The organism is Shinella sp., assembly GCF_049651085.1.
Classification (GTDB): domain Bacteria; phylum Pseudomonadota; class Alphaproteobacteria; order Rhizobiales; family Rhizobiaceae; genus Shinella.
The window spans coordinates 60,283-83,444 of the sequence record NZ_JBASBL010000009.1 but is presented as its reverse complement, the minus strand read 5'-3'; the positions used below and the strand labels follow the sequence as shown (position 1 = coordinate 83,444).

Sequence of the window (23,162 nt, the reverse complement as noted above, 5' to 3'; positions counted from 1 at the left end):
GAGCGGATTGTCTTCGCGACCGGGTCTGGTAGAAAATGCCCCTGATGAAGCAATCCTTGCCCAACTTGGTTAAGGACCCGTCAACAGGACGCCGGAACATCCCATGACGCAGAAGAAAAAACCGAAGGTCTACATCACCCGCCGCCTGCCAGAGGTGGTGGAGACCCGGATGCGCGAACTGTTCGACGCCGAACTCAACATCGACGACGTACCGCGCACCCAGCCCGAACTCGTCGCCGCCGTGAAGAGCGCAGACGTATTGGTGCCGACGCTGACCGACCGGATCGACGCCGCGCTGATCGAGCAGGCCGGACCGCAGCTGAAGCTGATCGCCTGTTTTTCCAACGGCGTCGACAATGTGGACGTGGAAGCAGCGGCCAAGCGCGGCATCACCGTCACCAACACACCGAACGTCCTGACGGAAGATACGGCCGACATGACGATGGCGCTGATCCTTGCCGCGCCGCGCCGTCTTGCCGAGGGCGCACGCATCCTGACGGACCGCAAGGGCGAATGGGCCGGCTGGTCGCCGACCTGGATGCTCGGCCGGCGCATCTGGGGCAAGCGCCTCGGCATCGTCGGCATGGGCCGCATCGGCACAGCCGTCGCCAAGCGCGCCAAGGCCTTCGGCCTCTCCATCCACTACCACAACCGCAACCGCGTGCATCCGGAGACGGAGGATGCGCTGGAAGCAACCTACTGGGACAGCCTCGACCAGATGCTCGCCCGTGTCGATATCGTCTCGGTAAACTGCCCCTCGACGCCCGCCACCTATCACCTGCTCTCGGCCCGCCGGCTCGAGCTGATGCAGCCGACCAGCTACATCGTCAATACGGCGCGCGGCGGCATCGTTGACGAGACGGCGCTGATCAAGTGCCTGCGGGAGGGCAAGATCGCCGGCGCCGGGCTCGACGTCTTCGAGAACGAACCGGCGGTCAACCCGAAGCTTCTGAAGCTTGCTTCCGAAGGCAAGGTCGTGCTGCTGCCGCATATGAGTTCGGCGACCATCGAGGGCCGCATCGACATGGGCGAGAAGGTGGTGATCAACATCCGCACCTTCTTCGACGGCCATCGTCCGCCGGACCGCGTGCTGCCGGGCCGGGTCTAAGCCTTCCGGCGCTTGTACTTCAGCGTCTCGAAGCGCGCGGCCAATCCGTCATAGAGCAGCAGCCGGCCGACCAGCGGGTCGCCGGCCCCTGTGACCAGCTTGATCACCTCCATCGCCATCAGCGTGCCGATGACGCCCGTCAGCGCGCCGACAATGCCGGCCTCCGCGCAGGCCGGCACGACGCCCGGCGGCGGGGCTGCCGGAAACAGATCGCGGTAGCCGGGATTGAGTGTCCCGTCGGGACATGTCTCATAGGGTTTCAGCACCGTCAGTGAGCCATCGAACCGGCCGACAGCGCCGGAGACGAGCGGGATGCCCGCGGCTTCCGCGGCATCGGCCGAAGCGTAGCGCGTATCGAAATTGTCCGACCCGTCGACCAAAAGATCGTAGCCCGCAAGCAGGCGCGCTGCGGTTTGCGGCGTCAGCCGCTCGGCAATGCCGGTAAAGCGCACATGCGGATTGAGCCGCCCGACGGCGGCTTCCGCGCTGGCTATCTTGGCCATGCCGATGCCGGCCGTATCGTGGATCACCTGGCGCTGGAGATTGGAGAGCGAGACCGTATCGTCGTCGAGAACGCCGATATGGCCGATGCCGGCGGCGGCGAGATACTGGATGGCCGGCGCGCCAAGGCCGCCCGCGCCGACGATCAGCACATTCGCCTGCTTCAGTTTCTGCTGGCCGGCCCCACCGATTTCGGCAAGCACGATATGGCGGCGGTAACGGTCGATTTCGGCAGGGCTGAGGGGATCGGTCATGTCACGATGCCTCCGTTCGAGACGGTGAGAAACTGCGCGCGTTCGCCGAGGGCGTCGAACATCGCCTGGTCGGTGCCGGTCATGAAGGCCTGGCCACCCAGCGCATCGACGCGGTCGAACAGCGCGGCGCGACGGCCTTCGTCGAGATGGGCCGCAATCTCGTCGAGCAGCAGCACCGGCGCGTGGCCGGTCATGCCGCCGACGAGGCCGGCATGGGCCAGGATGAGACCGACAAGCAGCGCCTTCTGCTCGCCCGTCGAGCAGCGCTCGGCCTCCATATCCTTCTCGCGGTGGCGGATGACGAGGTCGGCGCGGTGCGGCCCGTCCAGCGTGCGGCCGGCGGCCGCGTCACGGTAGCGCCCGTCCCGCAACATGCCGAGATAGATCTCCTCGATCTCGTAGGCGGGACGCTGCCATTCGTCGTCGAGGAAGCCGGAGAGCCGCATGGTGGCGGAGGGGAACGGCCCGTCGTCGCGCGCCGCCTCGACAAGGCCGGAGAGCAGGCCGACAAGTTCGTGGCGGGCATGGGCCATGGCGATGCCAAGCTCGGCCATCTGCTTTTCCAGCGCCGTCAGCCAGACAGGATCGGCCCGGGCTTCGGAGAGCAGCCGGTTGCGGCCGCGCATCGCCTTCTCGAAATCCGTCGCGCGGCGGCCGTGCTCGGGATCGAGCGACAACACGAGCCTGTCGAGGAAACGGCGGCGGTCGGCCGAGGGGCCGGTGAAAAGCCCGTCCATGGAGGGAGTGAGCCAGAGGACGCGCAGGTGATCGAGCAGTTCATCGACGGTGCGGGCCGGCGTGCCGTTGATCCTGAGCTTTCGCGCCTGCCCCTCGTCACCGCCTTCCGTGCCGGTGCCGATATCGACCTCGTCCAACATGCCCTCGACGGTGGCGAAGACGGAAAAGCCGCCTTCGCTGCCGGCACGCGGCACATCGCCATAGGCGGCGCGGCGCAGGCCCCGGCCGGGCGAGAGGAAGGACACGGCTTCCATGAGATTGGTCTTGCCCGCCCCGTTCTGTCCCGTCAGCACGACATGCCGGCCGTCGAGCGGCAGCGACAGGCCCGCATAGTTGCGGAAATCCGTGAGCTTGAGGCGGGAAAGGAAAACCTTGTGCGGCATGGGCTGAGAGCTAGAGCATTTTGGCGCCAAGGGGAATCACCTGTCGGCGCATTAATCGGGCAACAACGGAAAGATGGGGTGCCATCCCTCTCCGGCCAAGTCCAGTGCCGGGGCATGTCGACGTGAGCGCGGTTGCCTGCATGGACGGGAAGGGCTAATCCACAGGTCCCGCCGTGCATTGCATCCTCCCCTCCCAGTCAGCAGGTCTTTGCCTTGTCCTCTTCCCCTCGTCCCCTCTTCGACCGCAGCTTTTCCGCCTTCCTCTTCGACATGGATGGCACGATCATCAATTCCATTCCGGCCACCGAGCGGGTCTGGAGCCGTTGGGCGCTGAAACACGGGCTCGACGTCGCGACCTTCCTGCCGACCATGCATGGCCAGCGCGGCATCGACACGATCGGCCGTCTCGGCCTGCCGGGCGTCGATCCGGTCGCCGAGGCGAAGGAAGTGGAGCGGGGCGAACTGGAGGATGTCGACGGTGTCGTTCCGATTGCCGGCGCCATCGCGTTTCTTTCCTCGCTGCCGGCGGATCGCTGGGGCATCGTGACCTCGGCGCCGGTGGCGCTTGCGCAACGCCGCCTTGCCGCCGCCGGCATGCCGCTGCCGGGCGTCATCGTGACGGCGGACGACGTGACCAGGGGCAAGCCCGCCCCGGACGGCTATCGTCTGGGTGCAGAGCGTCTCGGCTTCGATCCGGCCGATTGCCTTGTCTTCGAGGACGTGCCGGCGGGCATCCTTGCCGGCGAAGGTGCAGGCGCGCAGGTGGTCGTGATCACGGCCACCCACCATCACCCGATCGAGACCAGCCATCCGACGCTGACGAGCTATGAGGGTGTCGCGACGCAAGTGGATGCCGACGGCAAGCTGCGGCTCGTGCGCATCGCAGGCGAAGCCAACCAGCGATAAAGCGCCGGTTTTCAAGCAGTCCGGCGGGGCGTTGCCGCCCCGCTCCGGTTATTGTCAGGCGCGCAGCGTGCCGCCCGTGGTCTTCACGACATTGCCGACGATCTTGGCGGTCAGCGCCTCGAAATCCTCGTCGGTCAGCGTCTTGTCGGTCGGCTGGATGACGACTTCGATGGCGACAGACTTCCTGTCTTCGCCGAGCGAAGCGCCCTCGAACACGTCGAAGACGTTGACGGCGGTGATCAGCTTGCGGTCGGCGCTGGTCGCCGCGCGCACGATGGCGCCGGCATCCACCGTCTTGTCGACCACGAAGGCGAAGTCGCGCTTCACCGCCTGGAACGGCGAAAGGTCGAGCGCCGGCTTGGTGCGGGTCGCCTTCTTCTTCGGCTCGGGCATGGCATCGACATAGATCTCGAAGCCGCAAAGAGCGCCGGAAACATCGAGCGCGCCGAGCGCCTTGGGATGGAACTCGCCGAAATAGCCCAGAACGACCTTCGGGCCCATCTTGATCGTGCCGGAGCGCCCCGGATGGTACCAGCCAGGTGCGCCGGGTTCGATCTGCACATTGCCCATCGGCAGGCCGCAGGCCTCGATCACGGCAAGCGCATCGGCTTTCGCATCATAGATGTCGACCGGCTTGCCGCCACCCTTGGCGGTATTCGACCACAGACGGCCGGAGCCCGCCAGCGAGGCGGTGCCACGGCGCACGCCGCCGGCAACCCGGCGCTGGCCTTCCGGCCTGTCATTCTCGTAGGTGCCGGAAACCTCGAAGATCGCGACATCCCCATAGCCCTTGTCGGCATTGCGCTGGGCGGCCGCCAGAAGGCCCGGCAGCAGCGAGGGTCGCATGTCGGACATGTCCGATGCAATCGGGTTGGACAGCGCCAGCGACGGCGCGCCGCCGCCGAACAGTTCGGCATGGGCCTTGGGGATGAAGGACCAGGTGACGGCCTCCATCATGCCGCGCGCCGCAAGCGCCCGCTTGGCGAGCCTCGAACGGATCTGCAGCGTCGTCAGGATGCGTCCGTTCACCGCGCCATGGCTATCGAGCGGCGCAGGGCGGATATTGTCGACGCCGTGGATGCGCATGACCTCTTCCACGAGGTCCGCCTTGCCATCGACATCGGGACGCCAGGAGGGAACCGCAACCGAGACGCGCTCGCCCGAGCCCGTGACCGTGAAGCCGAGGCGGGTGAGGATATCGACGCTCTCCTCGCGGGAGACCTCGAGGCCCGTCAGGCGCTTGACGTCCGAGAACGGGAAATCGACGTTCTTCGCCTCATAACCCTTGTAGCCGACGACATCGGTCTTCGCCGGCATGCCGCCGCACAGTTCCAGCACCAGCTCGGTGGCGCGCTCGAGGCCCGGCACCATGTATTCCGGATCGACGCCGCGCTCGAAGCGATAGCGTGCATCGGTGATGATGCCGTGCGAGCGGCCGGACTTGGCGATGTTCATCGGGTCCCAGAGCGCCGATTCGATCAGCACGTCGACCGTGTTCTCGTCACAGCCCGAATGCTCGCCGCCCATGATGCCGCCGATGGATTCGATGCCATTGTCGTCGGCAATGACGACGTTGCCGGGGTTCAGCGTATATTCGCGCGTATCGAGCGCCAGAACCTTCTCGCCTTCCGCCGCGCGGCGAACGACGAGATTGCCCTTTACCTTGGCCGCATCGAAGACGTGCAGCGGGCGGCCCTGGTCGAAGGTCATGTAGTTGGTGATGTCGACGAGCGCGTTGATCGGGCGAAGGCCGATGGCCAGCAACCGCTGCTGCATCCAGCGCGGGCTCGGGCCGTTCTTGACGCCGCGCACGAGGCGGAGCGCAAAACCGGGGCACAGATGCTCGTCACCGCCAAGCTCCAGCTTCACCTTGACCGGCGTCTCGCCTTCCACCGCGAAGGACGGAGCCTTCGGGGTCTTGAGCGTGCCGAGGCCGGAGGCGGCAAGATCGCGGGCAATGCCGTAGATGCTGGTGCAGTCCGGGCGGTTCGGCGTCAGGTTGATCTCGATGACCGGATCGTCGAGGCCGGCATAGGCGGCATAGCTCGTGCCGACCGGCGCATCGGCCGGAAGGTCGATGATGCCGTCATGGTTGTCGGAGAGTTCCAGTTCCTTCTCCGAGCACATCATGCCGCGGCTCTCGACGCCGCGGATGGTGCCGACGGCGAGCGTCACGTCGATGCCGGGCACATAGGTGCCGGGCGCGGCAAACGCGCCCACGAGGCCCGTACGGGCATTCGGCGCGCCGCAGACGACCTGGATCGGGTCGCCCTTGCCGGTGTCGACCATCAGCACGCGCAGCTTGTCGGCGTTCGGATGCTGTTCGGCGGAAACTACTTTGGCGATGACGAAGGGCCGGAAGGCCGCCTTGTCGTCGACTTCCTCCACTTCGAGGCCGATCGCCGTCAGCTTCGTGCAGATCTCCTCGAGCGTGGCGTCGGTGTCGAGATGGTCCTTCAGCCAGGAGAGCGTGAATTTCATGTTGTTTCTCCTTGGTGCCGGTTACGCGCTGAGGCCGCCGAACAGGGTCGGCATGTCGAGCGGGCGGAAGCCGTAGTGGCTCAGCCAGCGGACGTCGGCGTTGAAGAAGTCGCGCAGGTCCGGCATGCCGTATTTCAGCATGGCGATGCGATCGAGGCCCATGCCCCAGGCAAAGCCCTGATATTCGTCCGGGTCGAGCCCGCCGGCGCGCAGCACGTTCGGATGAACCATGCCGCAGCCGAGGATTTCCATCCAGTCCGTGCCTTCGCCGAACTTGACGATCGGGCCGGACGAGCGGTCGCACTGGATGTCGACCTCGAAGGACGGCTCGGTGAACGGGAAGAAGGACGGGCGGAAGCGCATGGTGACGCTGTCGACCTCGAAAAAGGTCTTGCAGAATTCCTCCAGCACCCAGCGCATGTTGGCGACATTGGCGGTCTTGTCGACCACGAGGCCTTCCACCTGATGGAACATCGGCGAGTGGGTCGCGTCCGAGTCCTGCCGGTAGGTCTTGCCGGGAATGATGATGCGGATCGGCGGCTTCTGTGCCTCCATCGTGCGGATTTGCACCGGCGAGGTGTGCGTGCGCAGCACCTTACGCTCGCCGTTCTCGTCCGCGGGGAAGAAGAACGTGTCGTGCATCTCGCGGGCCGGGTGGCCCTCGGGGAAGTTCAGCGCCGTGAAGTTATAGTAGTCCGTCTCGATATCCGGACCTTCGGCGATGGAAAAACCCATATCGGCGAAGATGGCGGTGATCTCGTCGACGATCTGGCTGATCGGATGGATGCGGCCGCGCTCGGCCGGTGAGGAGCGGACCGGCAGGCTGACATCCACCGTCTCGGCCTTCAGACGGGCCTCGATGGCGGCATCGCGCAGCGCCGTCTTGCGCTCGGCAATCGCGTCCGTCACACGGGTCTTCAGCGCGTTGATCGCCGCTCCGCGCGTCTGGCGCTCTTCCGGCGACATGGCGCCGAGCGTCTTGAGAAGTTCGGAGACGGAGCCCTTCTTGCCAAGCGCGCCGACGCGCACGGCTTCGATCGTCGCCTCGTCGGAGGCCGCGGCTACGTCGGAAAGGAGCCCAAGTTCCAGTGTGTCGAGTTCAGTCATCTTTACCTGCTTTGCTTGCGTCGGCCGGGCGGGGAGGCAGAAGAACCTCGGACAGATAGCCGGTTGCGGCGAGGAAGCGCCGCAGATCACTACCCATGTGCACGCGCCCGATCAATCGGGTTGGCGACAAAAACTTGCCGAGGAACTGTAGCATCCGGGCCAGTTCCGCCTCGGCGGCGGCAGGCGCGCGCGCGCGCCAGGCGGCGTAGGCCTTGCCGGCCGTCGCCTCGCCAAGAAGGGCGCGGTCGGTGAGCTGCAGGAAGAGCAGCCAGACGTCGCGCGCCTGGGCAACGGCCAGCGGCATCGCCGCATCCGGCTCCTCCTCGAAATCCATGAAGCCGATACGCTCGCCGGCCACGAAGAAATCGCGCGGGTGCGGGCGGCCGTGGCAGAGTCCCTCGCCATGAAGCGCGCCGAGATCGGCGGCGCAGGCAACGAGAAGCGCATCATGGGCAGTGGGATCGGTGTTCCGCAGCACGTCGAGGCGGGCCGTCACGGTCGGCGCGACATCGGAAAGCACAAGCGCGCTGCCGGAGGAATAGAGCACCTGCGGCACCGGCACGCCCCTGCCCGCAAACGCGGTGATGCGGCGGATTTCCCGCGCGACCATGCCGCGGCTGTCGAGATAGGGGGAAGGGCGAAGGAACGGCTGGCCGAACAGGCAGGCAAGCGCTGTCTGCGCCTTCGTCCAGACCGGCGGGCGCTCGGTGCCGTAGCGCTTGATCCAGACGGCGCCGAAGGACAGGTCCAGCCGCTCGATGCGGCGCGTCTCCCGGGTCAGCGCGGCAAGCAGCGTCTCGATGTCCGTATCGGTCATCTGCGGGATCGCGTTGAGCTCGAAAACCCTGCCGTCCATAGCCAAATCCTGAATTAAAACAAAACCCGCACCGGTTCCCCGGCGCGGGTTTCACAACAAAACGAAAGATGGTTGTGAGCGCCGGTTAGTTAACGGCGGCCTCAAACTCATTGTTCGTGCCGGCTTCCTTGAGGTATTCCAGAGCCTTCTTGGAGGCAGCGACGAGCGCGCCGAAAGCTTCGGTCTCATGGATCGCCATGTCGGACAGCACCTTGCGGTCGACTTCGATGCCAGCCTTGTTCAGGCCGTCGATGAAGCGGCCGTAGGTCAGGCCGTGCTCGCGGACGGCAGCGTTGATGCGCTGGATCCAGAGCGCGCGGAAGTTGCGCTTATTGACCTTGCGGTCGCGGTAGGCGAACTGCTTCGAACGATCAACCGCTGCCTTGGCGGCGCGGATGGTGTTCTTGCGGCGGCCGTAGAAACCCTTGGCTGCCTTGAGTGTCTTCTTGTGCTTGGCGTGGGACGTAACGCCGCGTTTTACACGTGCCATGTCATGATCTCCTTAACGTATCAAATTGCTCGAGAAGTCTCAGAGACCGTTCGGCAGGTAGTTCTTGATGACCTTCTTGCCATCGGGCTCGGCCAGCACCATGGTGCCGCGCGCGTCGCGAATGAACTTGTTGGTACGCTTGATCATGCCGTGGCGCTTGCCGGCAGCGGCAGCGACGACTTTGCCGGTCGCGGTGATTTTGAACCGCTTCTTGGCAGACGATTTCGTCTTCATCTTGGGCATTTTGCTACTCCATTCTTCTTGAATTCGAGCCGCGTGACGATGCACGGCTCCAGCGTAGAGAACGGCCACGGCATGCCCTGCCGGACCGTTCGGACGGCGGCTTGTAACTGAACTGTCCCCGATGCGCAACCGGAATCCTCGAAACATCGCTTTCCGGGCGGCAGAAAAGGAAAAGCCGCCCCGAAAGGCGGCTTTGATCCGTTCGGCAGGAAGGCGCCGGAGACGGGCTCACTTCGGAGCGAGCACCATCATCATCTGGCGACCTTCGAGCTTCGGCTCGGCTTCCACCTTGGCGATGGAGAGCGTGTCTTCCTTGACCTGCATCAGAAGCTTCATGCCGAGTTCCTGGTGGGCCATTTCACGACCACGGAACTTCAGCGTCACCTTGACCTTGTCGCCGTCGTCGAAGAAGCGGAGCATCGCCTTCATCTTCACCTCATAGTCATGGGTGTCGATGTTCGGGCGCATCTTGACTTCCTTGATCTCGACGACCTTCTGCTTCTTGCGCGCTTCGGCCGCCTTCTTCTGGTTGGCGTATTTCAGCCTTCCAAGGTCAAGAATCTTGCAGACGGGGGGTTCGGAGTTCGGCGAAATCTCCACGAGATCGAGGCCGGCTTCTTCAGCCATGCGGAGCGCCTGATCGGTGGGAACTGTGCCGTGGTTGTTACCGTCGGCGTCGATAAGCTGGACGCGGGGCGTCCGGATTTCCTTGTTGGAACGCGGGCCGTCTTTGACGGGGGCTTCCGCTTTGAAGGGTCTGCGAATGGTCGTGTTCTCCTCGAACTGTTTCGACTGGTATGAATCAGTGCGTCGATCAAGCCGTTTTTGCCCGCCTTGCAGCGTTTATCGGCAATGTTTGATCGCGCTTGCGAAGTCAATAGCACGCCGCTCGGAAAAAATCACCACCTGTCCTTGCGCGTGCGAATCTGGTCTAGCTCTCGGCCAAAGGCAGGCGGCCGGGTGGTTTTCCGGGCCCGAAGTGCGCGAAGGAGATAGGTATGACGGCAACGAACGGCAACGGCAACGCGGTGGAATTCATCACGGTTGGCAATGACGGCGACGCGCGGCAGATCGCCGTCTGCCTCGAGCACCCCGCCACCGGCAATGCGCTGGCCCATCTCGTCTGGCTCGGCGGCTACCGCTCCGACATGACCGGCACGAAGGCGGTGGAACTGGCGGGGCTCGCCGCCCGTCTCGGCACCGGCTGCGTGCGTTTCGACTATTCCGGCCACGGCGCCTCCGGCGGCGCCTTCGTCGACGGCACGATCTCGCGCTGGCTGGAGGAATCGCTCGCGGTGATCGACCATGCCGCCACGGCCCTTGGCACCCGCCGCGTCGTGCTGGTCGGCTCGTCGATGGGCGGCTGGATCGCGCTGCGTGCCGTCGCGGAGCTTGCCGGGCGTCAGGGCATCGAGATCGCCGGCCTTGTGCTCATCGCCCCCGCGCCGGATTTCACCAGCGAGCTGATCGAGCCGAACCTGACGGATGCCGAGCGCACGGCGCTTGCCGAGCGCGGCCAGTTCGAGGAGCCGACCCCCTACGGCCCCGATCCGAACATCTACACGCTCAAGCTCATCGAGGACGGCCGCAAGAACCGCGTGCTTGCCGGCGTCATCGAGACAGGCTGCCCCGTGCATATCCTTCAGGGCATGGCCGACCCCGACGTGCCCTATGCCCATGCGGTGCGCCTGATGGAGCACCTTTCCGGCGACGACGTGGTGCTGACGATGATCCGCGACGGCGATCACCGCCTGTCGCGCCCGCAGGACATTGCCAAGATCCTCGAGGCGACGGAGATTTTCGCCCGCGGGCAATGACGCCGGCAGCATTGAGAATGCGTGCGCCGGTCCGGCGCATTTTAACCATATTACCGCATCGCCAATTCTGATGATTGACGTGAGGCCCTTCTGACCGTTAACTCTTTATTAACGATTAGGGGACGTTTCATGGCACGAATGATTGGTGCGAAGGCTGGGGCAGCAGCGGTTCTCGCTCTCCTTGTTTCTTCTTCCTCGGCTTTCACGGCTTCGGCCTCGGCGTCTTCGATGAAGACAGGCGGCGTCACCTCGCAGCCGATCGGCCATTACGAATTCTGCCAGACCCACAAATCCGAATGTCGCGCCGGCGTGCGCAACCAGGCCCCCGCCAAGGTGACGGAATTCGGCTGGTCGGTGGTTCGCCAGATCAATGCCAGCGTCAACCGCAACGTCACCCCGATGACGGACAAGGAACTGCACGGCAAGGACGAATACTGGTCCTATCCGGACGGCGCGGGCGATTGCGAGGACTTCGTTCTCCTCAAGCGCAAGAAGCTGATCCAGAAGGGTTTTGCCGCCGGCGATCTGCTGATCACCGTCGTGCGCAAGCCGGATGGCGAAGGTCACGCCGTGCTGACGCTGCGCACCACCGAGGGCGACTACGTCCTCGACAACCTCAACAACGAAGTGAAGCTCTGGAAGCAGACGCCCTATCGCTACCTCAAGCGCCAGGCTTCTTTCCACGCCGGCCGCTGGGTCTCGATCGAGAACGGCGAGGCCGTCATGGTATCGTCGGTCGGCCAGTAAGCAGGCTTTGAACGGCCGCGGTTCGTTCTGCGGCCTGCGGGCACCAACAGTAAAGCCGGGATCTTTCGATCCCGGCTTTGTTGTTTTGCCAATGGCGCTTCGGCTGCTCAGGCAGCCGGCTGCCGCGTCTTGCGCAGATATGGCAGGACCGTATCGAAGGAGCCGAAGCGGGCGATGGCATCTTCGTTCGAGACTGCGGCGGTGATGATCACATCGTCGCCCTGCTGCCAGTTCGCCGGCGTTGCCACCTGGTGCTTGCTGGTGAGCTGGATCGAGTCGATTGCACGCAGGATTTCCGCAAAATTACGGCCGGTCGTCATCGGATAGGTGAGGATCAGCTTGATCTTCTTATCCGGGCCGATGACGAAGACCGACCGCACGGTGGCGTTGTCGGCCGGGGTGCGGCCCTCCGAGCTGTCGCCGGCGGCGGCCGGCAGCATGTCATAGAGCTTTGCGACCTTCAGGTCGTTGTCGCCGATCAGCGGATAATCGACGTCGAAGCCCGTGGCGGTGCGGATGTCGGCCTTCCACCTGGTGTGGCTGTCGACCGGATCGACCGAGATGCCGATGATCTTGACGCCGCGCTTGCGGAATTCGCCCTCTATGCCGGCCATGGCGCCGAGTTCCGTCGTGCAGACCGGGGTGAAATTCTTCGGGTGCGAGAAGAGGACGGCCCAGCCCTCGCCGATCCAGTCATGGAAGTGGATCGTGCCGGCGGTGGTTTCGGCCGTGAAGTCCGGAGCGATATCGTTGATACGCAGGCTCATTGTATCATCCTCTCTGTCGTGCAGGATCGCGGGCCAGACGCCCGCGAGAATAGGTCCGGGCGGTAGATAGACCTAAAAAACCACCTTGCCTATAGCGCGCGCGGCGGCTGGCGCGGCGGCAAAGAGCGCAACTTTGCGCCGATTCCACCCGCAGGAAGACGGCTTTCGGCAAGGGCGCGCCGGCGCGCCAAACCGTTCTCCAAAGGTGCCGCTGAGGGGAAAGACGATTTTATTTGATCGCCTAAGCAAATGCGGCCGTCAGTCGCCGATTTCGGCGCGCCCGCTGGTCAGATCGACGATCAGCTGGCCGATTTCCTCCGCCTTTTCGGCCGGCACGCGGAAGGACAGGCGGGCGCCGGTCTCGTGATAGGCCTCCCCATCCAGGACCAGACCGGCAACCGAGCCGAGCCGAGCCTTGACGAGGGCGAGATCGGAAAAACCGAGCGAGACGGTAAGCGCGATACGCTCGACATGTTCCGTTTTTTCGGCAGCGCGCAGACACAGCGCCGCCGTTCCGCCATAGGCGCGCATCAGCCCGCCGCTGCCGAGCAGGATGCCGCCGAACCAGCGCGTGACGACGACCAGCGTGCGATCGAGCGCCTGGCCGTCGATGGCCTGCAGGATCGGCTTTCCCGCCGTGCCGCTCGGCTCGCCGTCGTCGCTGAAGCGATAGGCCTGGCCGATGCGCCAGGCCCAGCAATTGTGGTTCGCGGAAACCTCGGACACCGCCGCCAGCCGGGCCTTTGCCTCCGCTTCGCTATCGACCGGGCAGGCGATCGCGCGGAACCGACTCTTGCGGATCTCCTGCTCGAAATGTTCGGTGCGGTCCAGCGTGTACAAGGCGCGTCTCTGCGGCGGTTTCCGGGTTACTCGAACCCGTTTCGTAGCCTTTCGGTGGCCCGCGCTTCAAGCGGCGAATAGAGCACCAAATCTATAGATTATTGCCATTGCCGCGATTTTGCCGTAATAATGAACGGACCGTAACAACGACGGAGACGATTGCATGATGTATCTCGGAGGCGTAACGCTCGGCTACTTCAACCTCTACCCGGTCGGGTTTCAGCCAAAGACCGACGACGCGGGCCGCGAGGAAGCGCAGTGCCCGGCAACGGAAGACAGGCTCCCGCTCGAAGGCAGCCGGCTCTCTTCCTCCCGCCGCCCGGTGCACTGGCCGCTGCACGTTTTCTTCTGACGCGACGTCTGCTTCTACAGAAAATCATCGATGATTTCTTGCCGCCTGCCGGCATGGAACGACGGCCTCAGAACGAAATGACGGCCTCGATGCCGATGCCGCGGATCTCGCCGGCGGGTTTTGCTGCCGGGTCCGTGCCGGCCCGCGGCGCAAGGCGTATGGCCTTCACGCCACCCGGCGAAAGATGGAACCAGCTATCCGACGGCAGGAAACCCTCGACCTCGATCACGACGGACTGGGCGAAGCGATCCACCGACAGGTCCAGCACCCAGCCCTCCCCATCCTGACGAAGCCCTGCCGTCAAGGCGGCGGGCGCCATCGCCGACGACCGGCCGCGCGGAAAATGGAACGTCTCGGCAATCATCACCCCATCCGCATCGATGAGCCTGCCAACCGTGACGTCGTGCGAGGGCGGGCCGAAGCGGAAGGCATAGGTCGTGTCGAAGAACGCGCCGAACAGGTCCGTTGCCGGTAGCGTCAGTGCCGAGTGCGGGCCGAGCACGAGTTCCCGGCTGCCGGAAACCACCGGCTGGCGGCCATGGCGCAGGCAGGAAAGCTCCAGCGCGACATGACGCTCGTCCGCGCCGTCATTGATGACATGCACCTCGAGCCCGTTCGTGCCCTCGTCAGCGAACATGACCTGCACCGACCGGAACGCCCGGCGCAGTGCGTGCCAGGCGGATTTCGGCAGGCCGGTCGCATCGACCACGCCCCAGCCGGCACCTGGCAAGAGATCCTGAAAGGTCCAGACCAGCGCGCCGTTGCAGGTCGATTGCGCACGACGCCATTCGGCAAAGGTCGCCTCCATCACCTCGCCGACGACGGCGCGGGACAGATCGAGGTAGCGAGCGGGGTTCTCGCGGCGCAGGCGCGCCGGGTCCTCGTCGTAGAGCAGGCCGAGATAATGGTCGCGCACATCCTCGAAATCCCAGGAGGCGCTGCGGTCGCGCGGCACACGCGCCTTCCAGCGCGGATCGTGCACGGCCGGCACCGGCAGATGCGCATCGAGGGTCTGCTGCTCCGGCACATTGGCGAAGGCGAGGCTTTCGGCAGCAAAGCGCACCTCGGCGCGGCGCGCATCCTCCAGCGGCCGGCAATAGGCGCCGACGCCGTAATAGTGCGTCACGCCCGCATTGGGAGCAAAGGGCATCGCGCCGCCGCTCGGCGAATTCTCGACATAGGGCACGTCCGGCCGGTGCGCGGCAGCAAGCGCCGGCAGGATCTCGCGGGTGAGCCGGCCGGCCCAGGCGCTCTGCGGCAGGCCGAGCATAGCCGCCTGCTGGTCGACTTCGCTGCCGCCGCACAGGATCGCGAGCGATGGAAAAGCGGCGGTCGCATCGAGAAACTGGGCGATTTCCCTGCGCACATTCTCCACGAAGGCAGCATCATTAGCCGGGTAATCGAAATTGGCGAACTGGAAATCCTGCCAGACCATCAAGCCCAGCTCATCGCAAAGCGAGAAGAACTCCGGCGTCTCGTAGGTCATGGTGCCGCCGATGCGCAGCATGTTCATGTTGGCGTCCGCCGCCAGCTTCAGCAGCGGCTCGTACCGCGCGCGCTCGCCCGGCAGGTCGACGATGTCGGCACTGGTCCAGACAGCGCCGCGGCAGAAGATTTCGGTGCCATTGACCCGCAGCGCAAAATCCCGGCCATCCGCACCGCGATCGATCTCGATGCGGCGGAAGCCGGTGCGGCCGACGGGATGGCGCTTGCCGTCCACGACGATCTGGACCTTGTGCAGCACGGGCCTGCCATGCGTTCGCGGCCACCACGCATCGACCTTCGGGATGGCGAGGGCAGCGACGAAATTGCCGTCTTCAACGGGCGTGGCTTCGGCCGAAAGGCCGGCGCATTCGACGGCGATGGATGCCGCGCCGTCAAGCCGGAAGCGAATGTCGAGACGGCCGGTGCCATCGCGGTCGAGTGTCGCCGAGAGCCTGATGTCGCCGGGAAGCGCCGGAACCGCCCGCGAAAGCCGGACGGGCCGCCAGGGGCCGGCGGCATGGATTTCGGGGCACCAGCCCGGCATGCGGCCGAGCAGCGTGGTGCGCACGAGGCGCAGGCCCTGCGGCGTGATCATCTGCGGCCGCCAGCGGGCGCGCGGCCCGCGCTTTTCCAGATGCGGCTTCAGCGCCCGGAAGCAGAGGGCAAGACGGTCGCGGCCGGTCAGCGCGACCGGCAGGTCGTGGCGCACGAACATGCTGTCTGAAGACAGGAGAAGCGCGCCGTTCCACCAGATTTCGGCAATCGTTGCGAGTCCGTCGAAATGCAGCACGGCATCGCCCGGCGCCTCGTCCGAAAGATCAAGCACATACCAGGCGTCGAAATGGTCGAGCGGTTCGGGGGCCGTGCGGTCGAAGCGGCCGGCCCGCTCCAGCGCGCCGGCGACCGTGCCGGGCACCGGCGCATCGAGGAAATCGGAAAGGCTTTCCAGCGCTGCCGGATCAGCGGCAGCGCCGGCCGGTGTCAATGCCATGCGCCAGCCGGTGGAGAGCGCATTTCCAGTCTCGGACATTCGTCTTCCTCAGTCTATGCGGGCGGCGAGGTTCGCCATCAGCTTGTCCCAGGCCTCGACGGCCGGGTCGAGCGCGCTCGCCAGCGGATCGAACTTGCGGCGCGTCACGGCGCGGGCGAGCTGGAACTGCACGGACTTGGCGGTCTCGGAAATCCTGCGCGCGGCGTCGGCGGCGTCCGCAAGGCTTCCGTCCGGCGCGAGCCAGTCGAGATGGCTGCCGGCCAGCTCGAAATTGGCGCCGAGCTGGCGCAACGTGTTGAAGGCGTATTTGTGGAAGAAATCGAACGGTCGATCCGCCACCGCCTCCACCTGCTGCGGAAACACCTTTGCGAAGGCAGCCACCGGATTTTCCGCCGGACGCCGGCCGAAATGGAAGGAAAGCAGGCGCTTGGCTTCGCGGCGCAAATGCGCCTCGCCGGGCCTTTCGGCCGGGAATTTCGCAAATTCCGTATAGGGCAGGAAGGGAAGGTCGTCGGGGCCGTCGTTCAGATGGAACAGGCCGTCGAAATCCTCGCCTTCCAGCCGGAAGAAGCCGGCATTGTGGAAATAGTCGAGCCGCCGGTTCTCAACATCGAGCCGGTTGATCGCCACTGTCGTCTTGCCGTGTTCCCGGCCGTAGGCGACGCCGCGCGTGTCCGGCATGTAGAAACTGTCCATCTCGAGCAGGCAGAGGCGGCCGCGCGCGATCTGGGTCGCGACATGGCTCTCCACCCTGTCGAAAATGGCAAGTTCCGTGCCGCGGATGCCGTACAGGGCTTCGAGGTCTTCCAGCGGCACCTTGAAGAAGGTGAACTGGTCGCCCTCGAAATCCTGCATCAGCGAGAAGCCGAGCATTGCCTCCGGCGCGGTGCCGAAGGCATGCAGCACCTCGATCCACAGATCGACGTAGCAGTTGGTCTCCGGCCACATGCGCTCCGCATCGTGCAGCGCGTGCGGCCGGTAGGTCTCGGGGTCAAGCCCGGCGAAGACGGCAGTCATATCAGTCCTGGTATCCCAGCACCTTGCGGACATCCTCCGGCCAGGCGGCGATATCGAGGCCGTGGCGGGCGAACAGCGCAAGCGCGATGCGCTCCAGGCCGAAGCCGACGCAGGCGGTGTGCGCGACATCGCCATTCTCGAGGTTGAGGCCCCATTTCGCGCCGAAAGCGTCCTGATGGTAGTTGAAGCTCATGCAGGCCGTCGGCTTGGCGGCGGATGTGACCGGGATCAGCAGCTCGAACTTCAGGTTCTGGTCGCGCTGGTTGTTGGACATCATGCGGCCGGCGCGGCCGAAGAACGGGTCGTTCGCCACGTCCATCGTCACGTCGAGACCGACCTTGGCCATCATTTCGAGGCCGCGGTCCATCCAGGTCTGGCGGAACGTCGTCACGTGCTCTTCCGTACCCATGCAGACATATTCGCGCATGCGGAACAGCTGCTGGCGGGCCGGGTCGTTCGAGGGCTCATGGCGGAAGCAGTAGGACTGCAGGTCGTAGAGCCCGCCCTTGGCCGGCAGGCGGCCGCGCTTGGCGATCGTCGGATAGAGCGGGTAGCAGGCGGCAGGCGTCAGCACGATGTCGGTGGCCTTCTGGTCCTTCGTCCAGTCGCCGTCGACTTCCATGCACTGCAAGAGGCTCATATGGTCGAGGTCGCCACCGCAGAAGCTGTGCACGGTGCCGGCAAGCTGCGGGAAGCTCTTCATGTAGCCGCTGGTCTCGAAATGCGCGCGGCTCATGCCCGGCGGAAAGCGCATGGCTTCGGCGCCGTCGGCGCCGCCATAGGCGTCGATCATCCGCTCGAAGCGGGCAATCACATCCTCGAAGGCGCCGCTGCGGCCATAGAGGCCCTCGACGCCGGTGTCGATGAGCAGGCCCGTATCGAAGAGACGGTCGAGAAGAGAGGTTTGCATATCCATAGTGTCACCCGATCAGGCTGGTGTCCTGCTTGTGGACAAGCAGGAGGTTCGACGTGTTGCCGAGAATGCGATCATTCGAGATCATGAGCTGGGCGGAATGCGCGTCGCGCAGGTGCCGGCCAAGGCTGAAGGGCGTGCCGTTCTTGTAGCCCATGATGCCGCAGATCAGCATCGCCTGGTTGATGATCGTCAGGATCGTCTCCGAGGAGGCGATCTTCACGTTGTTCATCGCGACGGCAAAGCCCATGGAGGAAAGCCGGTCCGGATCCGCCTTGGCCGCTTCATATTCGCGAAGGCCGGCGATCGTGTTCGACTTCACGAGCTGGAGCAGGTTCGAGGCTTCCGCAAGGCGCAGCGCGCCGGGCGGTGTCACGCCGGGGCTCTTGCGGGCTGCGGCGCGCACGAAGGCCTGCGCCCGGGAGACCGCGTTGACGGCGATGCCATACCAGACCGCGCTCCACAAGACATGCGAGGTCGCAAGCATCGACTGGGCGGCAATCTCGGCGAAGGGCTTCGGGAAGATCTGCTCCTTCGGGGCTTCGCCCTTGAAGAGCCAGCCGTCCGAGCAAGTGCCGCGCATGCCGAGCGTATCCCACACATGGGTCTGCTCGAGCGTGTACTGGTCTTTCGTGAAGACCGTCATGACCTGGTCGGTCGAGGCGGCATCCGCATGGGCGCGGGAGGTGATGAGGATGGCGTCCGCATTGGCGCCGTAGGAGATCACCGTCGCATCCTTGGCAAGGCGGCAAAGATCACCCTCGATCTCGATGGCGCAGATGCTGTTGCGCAGGTTCCCACCGATGCCGCCCTCGGTCGTCGCCGAGCCGAGCAGCAGCTGACCTTCCGCGATGCGGCGCATGAAGGCCGCGTGCCAGGCGCTCTCCTGCCCGTGCGAGACGAGGCTCGACAGCTTGATGTGGTGCATGGCGAAGACCATGGCGGCGGCCGAGCAGCTCTGGCCGACCAGCGAACAGACTTCAGCGATCTCGGAAAGCGAGGCATCCTCGCCGCCGAGGGCAGCGGGGATCTGGATGGACAGCAGCCGCTCGGCGACCATGGCGTCGACCGCTTCCTGGGGGAAGCGGCTCTTGACGTCCACATCGTCGGCATGGGCGGCGGCCACGGCGGAGACGCGCTCGGCGCGCTCCGCAAGGCTCGAACCGACTGTAAGGGTCATTCAGCGGCCTCCGCATTGCCGACGAGGCTGGCGACTGCCCGCGTGATCGCATCGACGCTCTGGAAGGACTTGCGATTGAGCAGGTTGTCGGGGAACTCGACGTCGAAGGCTTCTTCGATCCCGAGCATCACCTGCACGGAAGCGAAGGAGGAAAGGCCCGCCGCATAGAGATCGGCGTCATCGGCCAGCTGATCCACCGGCACCGGCAGACCGCCGTGCTTGCCCAGAATGTCACGGATCTTCTGCTTCATGTTCTTCTCCATCTTTTCTTCGTCGGCCGGACAGCTGGCCTTGGCTTATCGCTTCCGAGAGACATAACCGGCGGTTGATAAGATCGACTGAAAAGACATGGATAAGAAACCGTGAAGCCCTTCTCAGAGGCGGGCCAGGGTGGGACGCCCCATTGTGAAACCTTGTAAAGAAAGACCGAACAAGCCCGGTTTTCCAGCATGTTGAAGGGAGCGCCCGCCGTATCGTAACGGCACGATTCTGTCCCGTTGAGGCTCCGTTAGCCATAAACGCAAAGCGTGCGGGAGAACCGAAAATTCCGGCTGGTAAAATCAATCAGGCCCGCGCCGGGCCGTTGCCGGCCTGGCGGGCAGGTTTGCGCCGCAGGGGCATGGATCGCATGCCCCTGCCACTGTTCCGGCCTTGCGGCCGCTCAGTGCGCCTCATCCCAGTTGCTGGCGGCGCGAGCGTCCACCTTCAGCGGCACCTTCATCGAAAGGGCCGGCATGGACGCATTCTCCATGACGTCGACGATGAGCGGGATCGCCTTGTCGACCTCGCCGTCCTCGACCTCGAAGATCAGTTCGTCATGCACCTGCAGGAGCATGCGGGCAGCAAGGCCGGCGGCTTCCAGCGCCGGCTCCATCTTCACCATGGCGCGGCGGATGATGTCGGCGGCCGAGCCCTGGATCGGCGCATTGATCGAGGCGCGCTCGTTGAAGGCGCGCACCGACGGATTGGACGACTTGATCTCCGGGTAATGCGCGCGGCGGCCGAAGATCGTCTCGACATAGCCGTTCTCGCGGGCAAAGGCCTTGGTGGAATCCATATAGTCCTTGATACCAGGGAAGCGCTCGAAATACTTCTTGATGTAGTCGCCGGCTTCCGAGCGCTCGATGGAGAGCTGGTTGGCAAGGCCGAAGGCCGAAATGCCGTAGATGATGCCGAAATTGATCGCCTTGGCGCGGCGGCGGACTTCCGAAGGCATACCCTCGACCGGCACGCCGAACATTTCGGAAGCCGTCATCGCATGGATGTCGACGCCGTCGGCAAAAGCCTGCTTGAGCTGCGGAATATCGGCGACATGGGCAAGCACGCGCAGCTCGATCTGGCTGTAGTCGGCCGAAACCAGCTTGTGGCCGGGCGTCGAGATGAAGGCCGTGCGGATCTTGCGGCCTTCGGCCGTGCGCACCGGAATGTTCTGCAGGTTCGGATCGGAGGAGGAAAGGCGTCCGGTCGTCGTCGCCGCGAGCGCATAGGACGTGTGCACGCGCTTCGTCTCGGGATGCACGAAGCCGGGCAGCGCATCGGTATAGGTGGATTTCAGCTTGGTGACCTGACGCCAGTCGACGATCTTGCGCGGCAGCGGAATCCCCTGCGCGGCGAGGTCTTCCAGCACCTGCGCGGAGGTCGACCACTGGCCGGTCTTGGTCTTGGACGCACCGGGCAGGCCCATCTTGCCGAACAGGATATCGCCGAGCTGCTTGGGCGAACCGATATTGAAGCGCTCGCCGGCCAGCTCGTAGATCTCGTCCTCGAAGGCTGCCGCGCCCTGCGCCAGCTCGCCGGAAAGGCGGGAGAGAACCTGACGGTCGATCGTGATGCCGCGCTCTTCCATGCGGGCCAGCACCGGCACCAGCGGGCGCTCCAGCCGTTCATAGACCGTCGTCATGCGGTCCGCGGCAAGCCGCGGCTTGAGGACATGCCAGAGGCGCAGCGTCACATCGGCGTCTTCCGCCCCGTAGGTCGTCGCGCGGGCGATATCGACCATGTCGAAGGTCTGCGCGCTCTTGCCCGATCCCGCAACATCCTTGTAGGCGATCGGCTTGTGGCCGAGCCAGCGCTCCGAGAGCGCATCCATGCCGTGGGTGCCCGCACCCGCATCGAGCGCGTAGGACATCAGCATCGTATCGTCGAAGCTCTGCATGGTGATGCCGTGCCGGCGCATGACGAGATAGTCGTATTTGAGGTTCTGCGCGACCTTCAGGACCGACGGATCCTCCAGCAACGCCTTCAGCCGTTCCAGCGCGGCGCGAACCGGAATCTGACCTTCTGCAAGCCCGCCGCCCAACAGATCGCCAACGCCGGTCTTGTGGTTCAGCGGCACGTAGCAGGCGCGGATGACCGTGCTTGCCGGGTTGCTGCCATTGTCGGCGATCGCCAGCGAGAAGCCGCAGAGCTCTGCCTGCATGGCGTCGAGCGAGGTGGTTTCGGTGTCGAAGCCGACAAGACCGGTTTCGCGCGCGGCGGCGATCCAGCGGTCGAGCGCTTCGAGGTCGCGCACCGTCTCATAGGTGGAATGGTCGATGGGCGCGGCGGAAAAGCGTTCGGCCCGCGCCCTCGCAAGACCCGGAGGCGTGGCATCGCCGGAGCCGGCGGAGGGCAGCAGCGTCTCGGCCGCCTCGGCCGCCGTCTCGTTGCCGTCCGATGCGAGGCTCGGGCCGGCGGCGTCCCCCTTGTCGAGATCCGGACCACGCGCCTCCGAGCCCCATTCGACCGGCACGTCCGCCGGCTCGATGGCGCCCGCATCGCAGTCGCAGGCTTCCGCGACGCGGCGCGTCAGCGTGGTGAATTCCATTGTCTTCAGGAAGCCGATCAGCTTCGGCCCGTCCTGCGGATGGAGGACCAGTTCGTCGAGCGGAACGTCGAGCGGCGTGTCCGTCTTCAGCGTGACGAGCTGGCGGGAAAGCAGCACCAGCTCGCGGTTGGCGATTATGTTCTCGCGGCGCTTGACCTGTTTGATCTCCCCGGCGCGGGCGAGCAGCGTGTCGAGGTCGCCATATTCTTCGAGAAGCTGGGCGGCGGTCTTCGGGCCGATGCCGGGAACGCCCGGCACGTTGTCGGTCGAATCCCCGGTCAGCGACTGGAGATCGATCATCTTTTCCGGCGGCACGCCCCATTTCTCGATCACTTCGGGAACGGAGATCTGCTTGTCCTTCATGCCGTCGTACATCGAGACATTCTCGGTCACGAGCTGCATGAGATCCTTGTCGGAAGAGACGATGGTGACATCCGCGCCGTCTGCTTCGGCGAGGCGGGCATAAGTCGCGATCAGGTCGTCGGCCTCGAAGCCTTCCTTCTCAATGCAGGGCAGGTTGAAGGCGCGCGTCGCGTGGCGGATCAGGCCGAACTGCGGGATCAGGTCTTCCGGCGGCGCGGTGCGGTTCGCCTTGTACTGGTCGTAGAGCTCGTTGCGGAAGGTCTTCGAGGAATAGTCGAAGATGACCGCGAAATGGGTCGGCGTCACGCCCAGGTCGGTGTTGCGCGCATCCTTCAGGAGCTTCCACAGCATGTTGCAGAAACCCGAGACGGCATTGACCGGCAGCCCGTCCGATTTGCGGTTGAGCGGCGGGATGGCGTGGAAGGCGCGGAAAATGAAGCCCGAGCCGTCGACGAGGAAGAGATGATCACCTTTTTTCATGGGGTGAATGGATAGCGCGGGCGGCTTGCGCCGTCTATCTCTCATTGCGTCCCGCAGCCCTTTCGGGAGGGGCGGAAAGCCTCACACCAACGTTACCGATTTGTAATTTTCGCTGGCAGCCGAATCCCTTGAAAAGCCACATTCGGACCCACAAATACTACTCATCGGCACCTGATCGAGCCGCTGTCTGGCATCCCGGCCTGTCCCCCGCCGCGCCAGACAAGGACAAAGGCCTCATCCCCCTCTCCGGGCCTTTGTCCATAATTCGCAGAAGCCGCCGCGACAAGCCTCCTGTCGTCGGCGGCTTCTCGCATCCGGAGCATGCTGCGCGAGAATG

At 64.9% G+C, this 23,162-nt stretch carries 21 protein-coding genes; 5 read left to right on the top strand and 16 right to left on the bottom strand.

Annotation, left to right across the window (positions count from 1 at the left end):
* The first annotated feature begins 103 nt into the window (after positions 1–103).
* On the top strand, positions 104–1,108 hold the full coding sequence (locus WA950_RS05595) for a 2-hydroxyacid dehydrogenase (protein WP_424550704.1): 1,005 nt from the start codon (positions 104–106) through the stop codon (positions 1,106–1,108).
* Here WA950_RS05595 and moeB read toward each other — a convergent pair.
* Both moeB and recF read right to left on the bottom strand, forming a co-directional pair.
* Positions 1,105–1,863 (bottom strand): molybdopterin-synthase adenylyltransferase MoeB, encoded by a 759-nt coding sequence (gene moeB / locus WA950_RS05590; RefSeq protein ID WP_424550703.1) that lies wholly within the window; start codon positions 1,861–1,863, stop codon positions 1,105–1,107. The genes WA950_RS05595 and moeB overlap by 4 nt on opposite strands.
* Positions 1,860–2,984: a DNA replication/repair protein RecF gene (gene recF / locus WA950_RS05585; protein WP_424550702.1), complete on the bottom strand. Its 1,125-nt coding sequence runs from the start codon at positions 2,982–2,984 to the stop codon at positions 1,860–1,862. Before recF ends, moeB begins: the two co-directional genes overlap by 4 nt.
* Positions 2,985–3,197: 213 nt before the next feature.
* Between recF and WA950_RS05580 the strand changes: the two genes are divergently transcribed.
* On the top strand, positions 3,198–3,890 hold the full coding sequence (locus tag WA950_RS05580; RefSeq protein WP_424550701.1) for an HAD-IA family hydrolase: 693 nt from the start codon (positions 3,198–3,200) through the stop codon (positions 3,888–3,890).
* 54 nt (positions 3,891–3,944) lie between these two features.
* Here the strand turns inward: WA950_RS05580 and pheT are convergent, their stop codons facing one another.
* The 6 genes from pheT to infC all read right to left on the bottom strand — a co-directional run bounded on the left by pheT (position 3,945) and on the right by infC (position 9,832).
* Entirely contained in the window at positions 3,945–6,371 is a 2,427-nt protein-coding gene (gene pheT / locus WA950_RS05575) for a phenylalanine--tRNA ligase subunit beta (RefSeq protein WP_424550700.1), read from the bottom strand.
* 21 nt (positions 6,372–6,392) lie between these two features.
* Positions 6,393–7,478, bottom strand: coding sequence for a phenylalanine--tRNA ligase subunit alpha (gene pheS / locus WA950_RS05570; RefSeq protein WP_424550699.1), 1,086 nt, complete (start codon positions 7,476–7,478; stop codon positions 6,393–6,395).
* Entirely contained in the window at positions 7,471–8,334 is an 864-nt protein-coding gene (locus WA950_RS05565; RefSeq protein ID WP_424550698.1) for a serine/threonine protein phosphatase, read from the bottom strand. Before WA950_RS05565 ends, pheS begins: the two co-directional genes overlap by 8 nt.
* A gap of 85 nt (positions 8,335–8,419) precedes the next feature.
* Complete coding sequence (gene rplT / locus WA950_RS05560) at positions 8,420–8,824, bottom strand: 50S ribosomal protein L20 (RefSeq protein ID WP_424550697.1); 405 nt, start codon at positions 8,822–8,824, stop codon at positions 8,420–8,422.
* 39 nt (positions 8,825–8,863) lie between these two features.
* On the bottom strand, positions 8,864–9,067 hold the full coding sequence (gene rpmI, locus WA950_RS05555; protein ID WP_024270153.1) for a 50S ribosomal protein L35: 204 nt from the start codon (positions 9,065–9,067) through the stop codon (positions 8,864–8,866).
* 228 nt (positions 9,068–9,295) lie between these two features.
* Positions 9,296–9,832, bottom strand: coding sequence for a translation initiation factor IF-3 (gene infC / locus WA950_RS05550; RefSeq protein WP_424550987.1), 537 nt, complete (start codon positions 9,830–9,832; stop codon positions 9,296–9,298).
* A 233-nt stretch (positions 9,833–10,065) separates the two neighbouring features.
* Between infC and WA950_RS05545 the strand changes: the two genes are divergently transcribed.
* Together WA950_RS05545 and WA950_RS05540 are read left to right on the top strand one after the other, a co-directional pair.
* Positions 10,066–10,884, top strand: coding sequence for an alpha/beta hydrolase (locus WA950_RS05545; RefSeq protein ID WP_424550696.1), 819 nt, complete (start codon positions 10,066–10,068; stop codon positions 10,882–10,884).
* Between the two features lie 129 nt (positions 10,885–11,013).
* Positions 11,014–11,631 carry a transglutaminase-like cysteine peptidase gene (locus WA950_RS05540; protein WP_424550695.1) on the top strand — a complete coding sequence of 206 codons (618 nt, stop codon included), beginning with the start codon at positions 11,014–11,016 and terminating at the stop codon, positions 11,629–11,631.
* Positions 11,632–11,738: 107 nt separating this feature from the next.
* Here WA950_RS05540 and WA950_RS05535 read toward each other — a convergent pair whose 3' ends face one another.
* Together WA950_RS05535 and WA950_RS05530 are read right to left on the bottom strand one after the other, a co-directional pair.
* Positions 11,739–12,398: a peroxiredoxin gene (locus tag WA950_RS05535; RefSeq protein WP_424550694.1), complete on the bottom strand. Its 660-nt coding sequence runs from the start codon at positions 12,396–12,398 to the stop codon at positions 11,739–11,741.
* Positions 12,399–12,656: 258 nt separating this feature from the next.
* Positions 12,657–13,238 carry an IMPACT family protein gene (locus WA950_RS05530; RefSeq protein ID WP_424550693.1) on the bottom strand — a complete coding sequence of 194 codons (582 nt, stop codon included), beginning with the start codon at positions 13,236–13,238 and terminating at the stop codon, positions 12,657–12,659.
* 163 nt (positions 13,239–13,401) lie between these two features.
* On the opposite strand from WA950_RS05530, the gene WA950_RS05525 reads away from it, so the two are divergent.
* A complete protein-coding gene (locus WA950_RS05525) occupies positions 13,402–13,590 on the top strand; it encodes a hypothetical protein (protein WP_424550692.1) in 189 nt (62 codons plus the stop codon).
* A gap of 67 nt (positions 13,591–13,657) precedes the next feature.
* On the opposite strand, the gene WA950_RS05520 is transcribed toward WA950_RS05525, so the two are convergent.
* The 6 genes from WA950_RS05520 to polA all read right to left on the bottom strand — a co-directional run bounded on the left by WA950_RS05520 (position 13,658) and on the right by polA (position 22,825).
* On the bottom strand, positions 13,658–16,105 hold the full coding sequence (locus WA950_RS05520) for a glycosyl hydrolase 2 galactose-binding domain-containing protein (protein ID WP_424550691.1): 2,448 nt from the start codon (positions 16,103–16,105) through the stop codon (positions 13,658–13,660).
* 9 nt (positions 16,106–16,114) lie between these two features.
* Positions 16,115–17,083: a DUF1839 family protein gene (locus tag WA950_RS05515; RefSeq protein ID WP_424550690.1), complete on the bottom strand. Its 969-nt coding sequence runs from the start codon at positions 17,081–17,083 to the stop codon at positions 16,115–16,117.
* Position 17,084: 1 nt separating this feature from the next.
* Entirely contained in the window at positions 17,085–17,999 is a 915-nt protein-coding gene (locus WA950_RS05510) for an amino acid--[acyl-carrier-protein] ligase (protein ID WP_424550689.1), read from the bottom strand.
* 4 nt (positions 18,000–18,003) lie between these two features.
* Positions 18,004–19,176: an acyl-CoA dehydrogenase family protein gene (locus WA950_RS05505; RefSeq protein WP_424550688.1), complete on the bottom strand. Its 1,173-nt coding sequence runs from the start codon at positions 19,174–19,176 to the stop codon at positions 18,004–18,006.
* Positions 19,173–19,427 (bottom strand): acyl carrier protein, encoded by a 255-nt coding sequence (locus WA950_RS05500; RefSeq protein ID WP_424550687.1) that lies wholly within the window; start codon positions 19,425–19,427, stop codon positions 19,173–19,175. The genes WA950_RS05505 and WA950_RS05500 overlap by 4 nt, the downstream gene beginning before the upstream one ends.
* A 410-nt stretch (positions 19,428–19,837) precedes the next feature.
* On the bottom strand, positions 19,838–22,825 hold the full coding sequence (gene polA / locus WA950_RS05495) for a DNA polymerase I (RefSeq protein ID WP_424550686.1): 2,988 nt from the start codon (positions 22,823–22,825) through the stop codon (positions 19,838–19,840).
* Positions 22,826–23,162 lie beyond the last annotated feature (337 nt).

What these genes read in the sequence shown, in the direction of transcription:
- WA950_RS05505 (WP_424550688.1), bottom strand. Translation starts at nt 19,176, where the DNA reads ATGACCCTTACAGTCGGTTCGAGCCTTGCGGAGCGCGCCGAGCGCGTC.
- pheS (WP_424550699.1), bottom strand. Translation starts at nt 7,478, where the DNA reads ATGACTGAACTCGACACACTGGAACTTGGGCTCCTTTCCGACGTAGCC.
- WA950_RS05540 (WP_424550695.1), top strand. Translation starts at nt 11,014, where the DNA reads ATGGCACGAATGATTGGTGCGAAGGCTGGGGCAGCAGCGGTTCTCGCT.
- WA950_RS05535 (WP_424550694.1), bottom strand. Translation starts at nt 12,398, where the DNA reads ATGAGCCTGCGTATCAACGATATCGCTCCGGACTTCACGGCCGAAACC.
- WA950_RS05595 (WP_424550704.1), top strand. Translation starts at nt 104, where the DNA reads ATGACGCAGAAGAAAAAACCGAAGGTCTACATCACCCGCCGCCTGCCA.
- WA950_RS05525 (WP_424550692.1), top strand. Translation starts at nt 13,402, where the DNA reads ATGATGTATCTCGGAGGCGTAACGCTCGGCTACTTCAACCTCTACCCG.
- WA950_RS05500 (WP_424550687.1), bottom strand. Translation starts at nt 19,427, where the DNA reads ATGAAGCAGAAGATCCGTGACATTCTGGGCAAGCACGGCGGTCTGCCG.
- WA950_RS05545 (WP_424550696.1), top strand. Translation starts at nt 10,066, where the DNA reads ATGACGGCAACGAACGGCAACGGCAACGCGGTGGAATTCATCACGGTT.
- polA (WP_424550686.1), bottom strand. Translation starts at nt 22,825, where the DNA reads ATGAAAAAAGGTGATCATCTCTTCCTCGTCGACGGCTCGGGCTTCATT.
- rplT (WP_424550697.1), bottom strand. Translation starts at nt 8,824, where the DNA reads ATGGCACGTGTAAAACGCGGCGTTACGTCCCACGCCAAGCACAAGAAG.
- WA950_RS05510 (WP_424550689.1), bottom strand. Translation starts at nt 17,999, where the DNA reads ATGGATATGCAAACCTCTCTTCTCGACCGTCTCTTCGATACGGGCCTG.
- WA950_RS05515 (WP_424550690.1), bottom strand. Translation starts at nt 17,083, where the DNA reads ATGACTGCCGTCTTCGCCGGGCTTGACCCCGAGACCTACCGGCCGCAC.
- rpmI (WP_024270153.1), bottom strand. Translation starts at nt 9,067, where the DNA reads ATGCCCAAGATGAAGACGAAATCGTCTGCCAAGAAGCGGTTCAAAATC.
- pheT (WP_424550700.1), bottom strand. Translation starts at nt 6,371, where the DNA reads ATGAAATTCACGCTCTCCTGGCTGAAGGACCATCTCGACACCGACGCC.
- WA950_RS05565 (WP_424550698.1), bottom strand. Translation starts at nt 8,334, where the DNA reads ATGGACGGCAGGGTTTTCGAGCTCAACGCGATCCCGCAGATGACCGAT.
- moeB (WP_424550703.1), bottom strand. Translation starts at nt 1,863, where the DNA reads ATGACCGATCCCCTCAGCCCTGCCGAAATCGACCGTTACCGCCGCCAT.
- recF (WP_424550702.1), bottom strand. Translation starts at nt 2,984, where the DNA reads ATGCCGCACAAGGTTTTCCTTTCCCGCCTCAAGCTCACGGATTTCCGC.
- WA950_RS05520 (WP_424550691.1), bottom strand. Translation starts at nt 16,105, where the DNA reads ATGTCCGAGACTGGAAATGCGCTCTCCACCGGCTGGCGCATGGCATTG.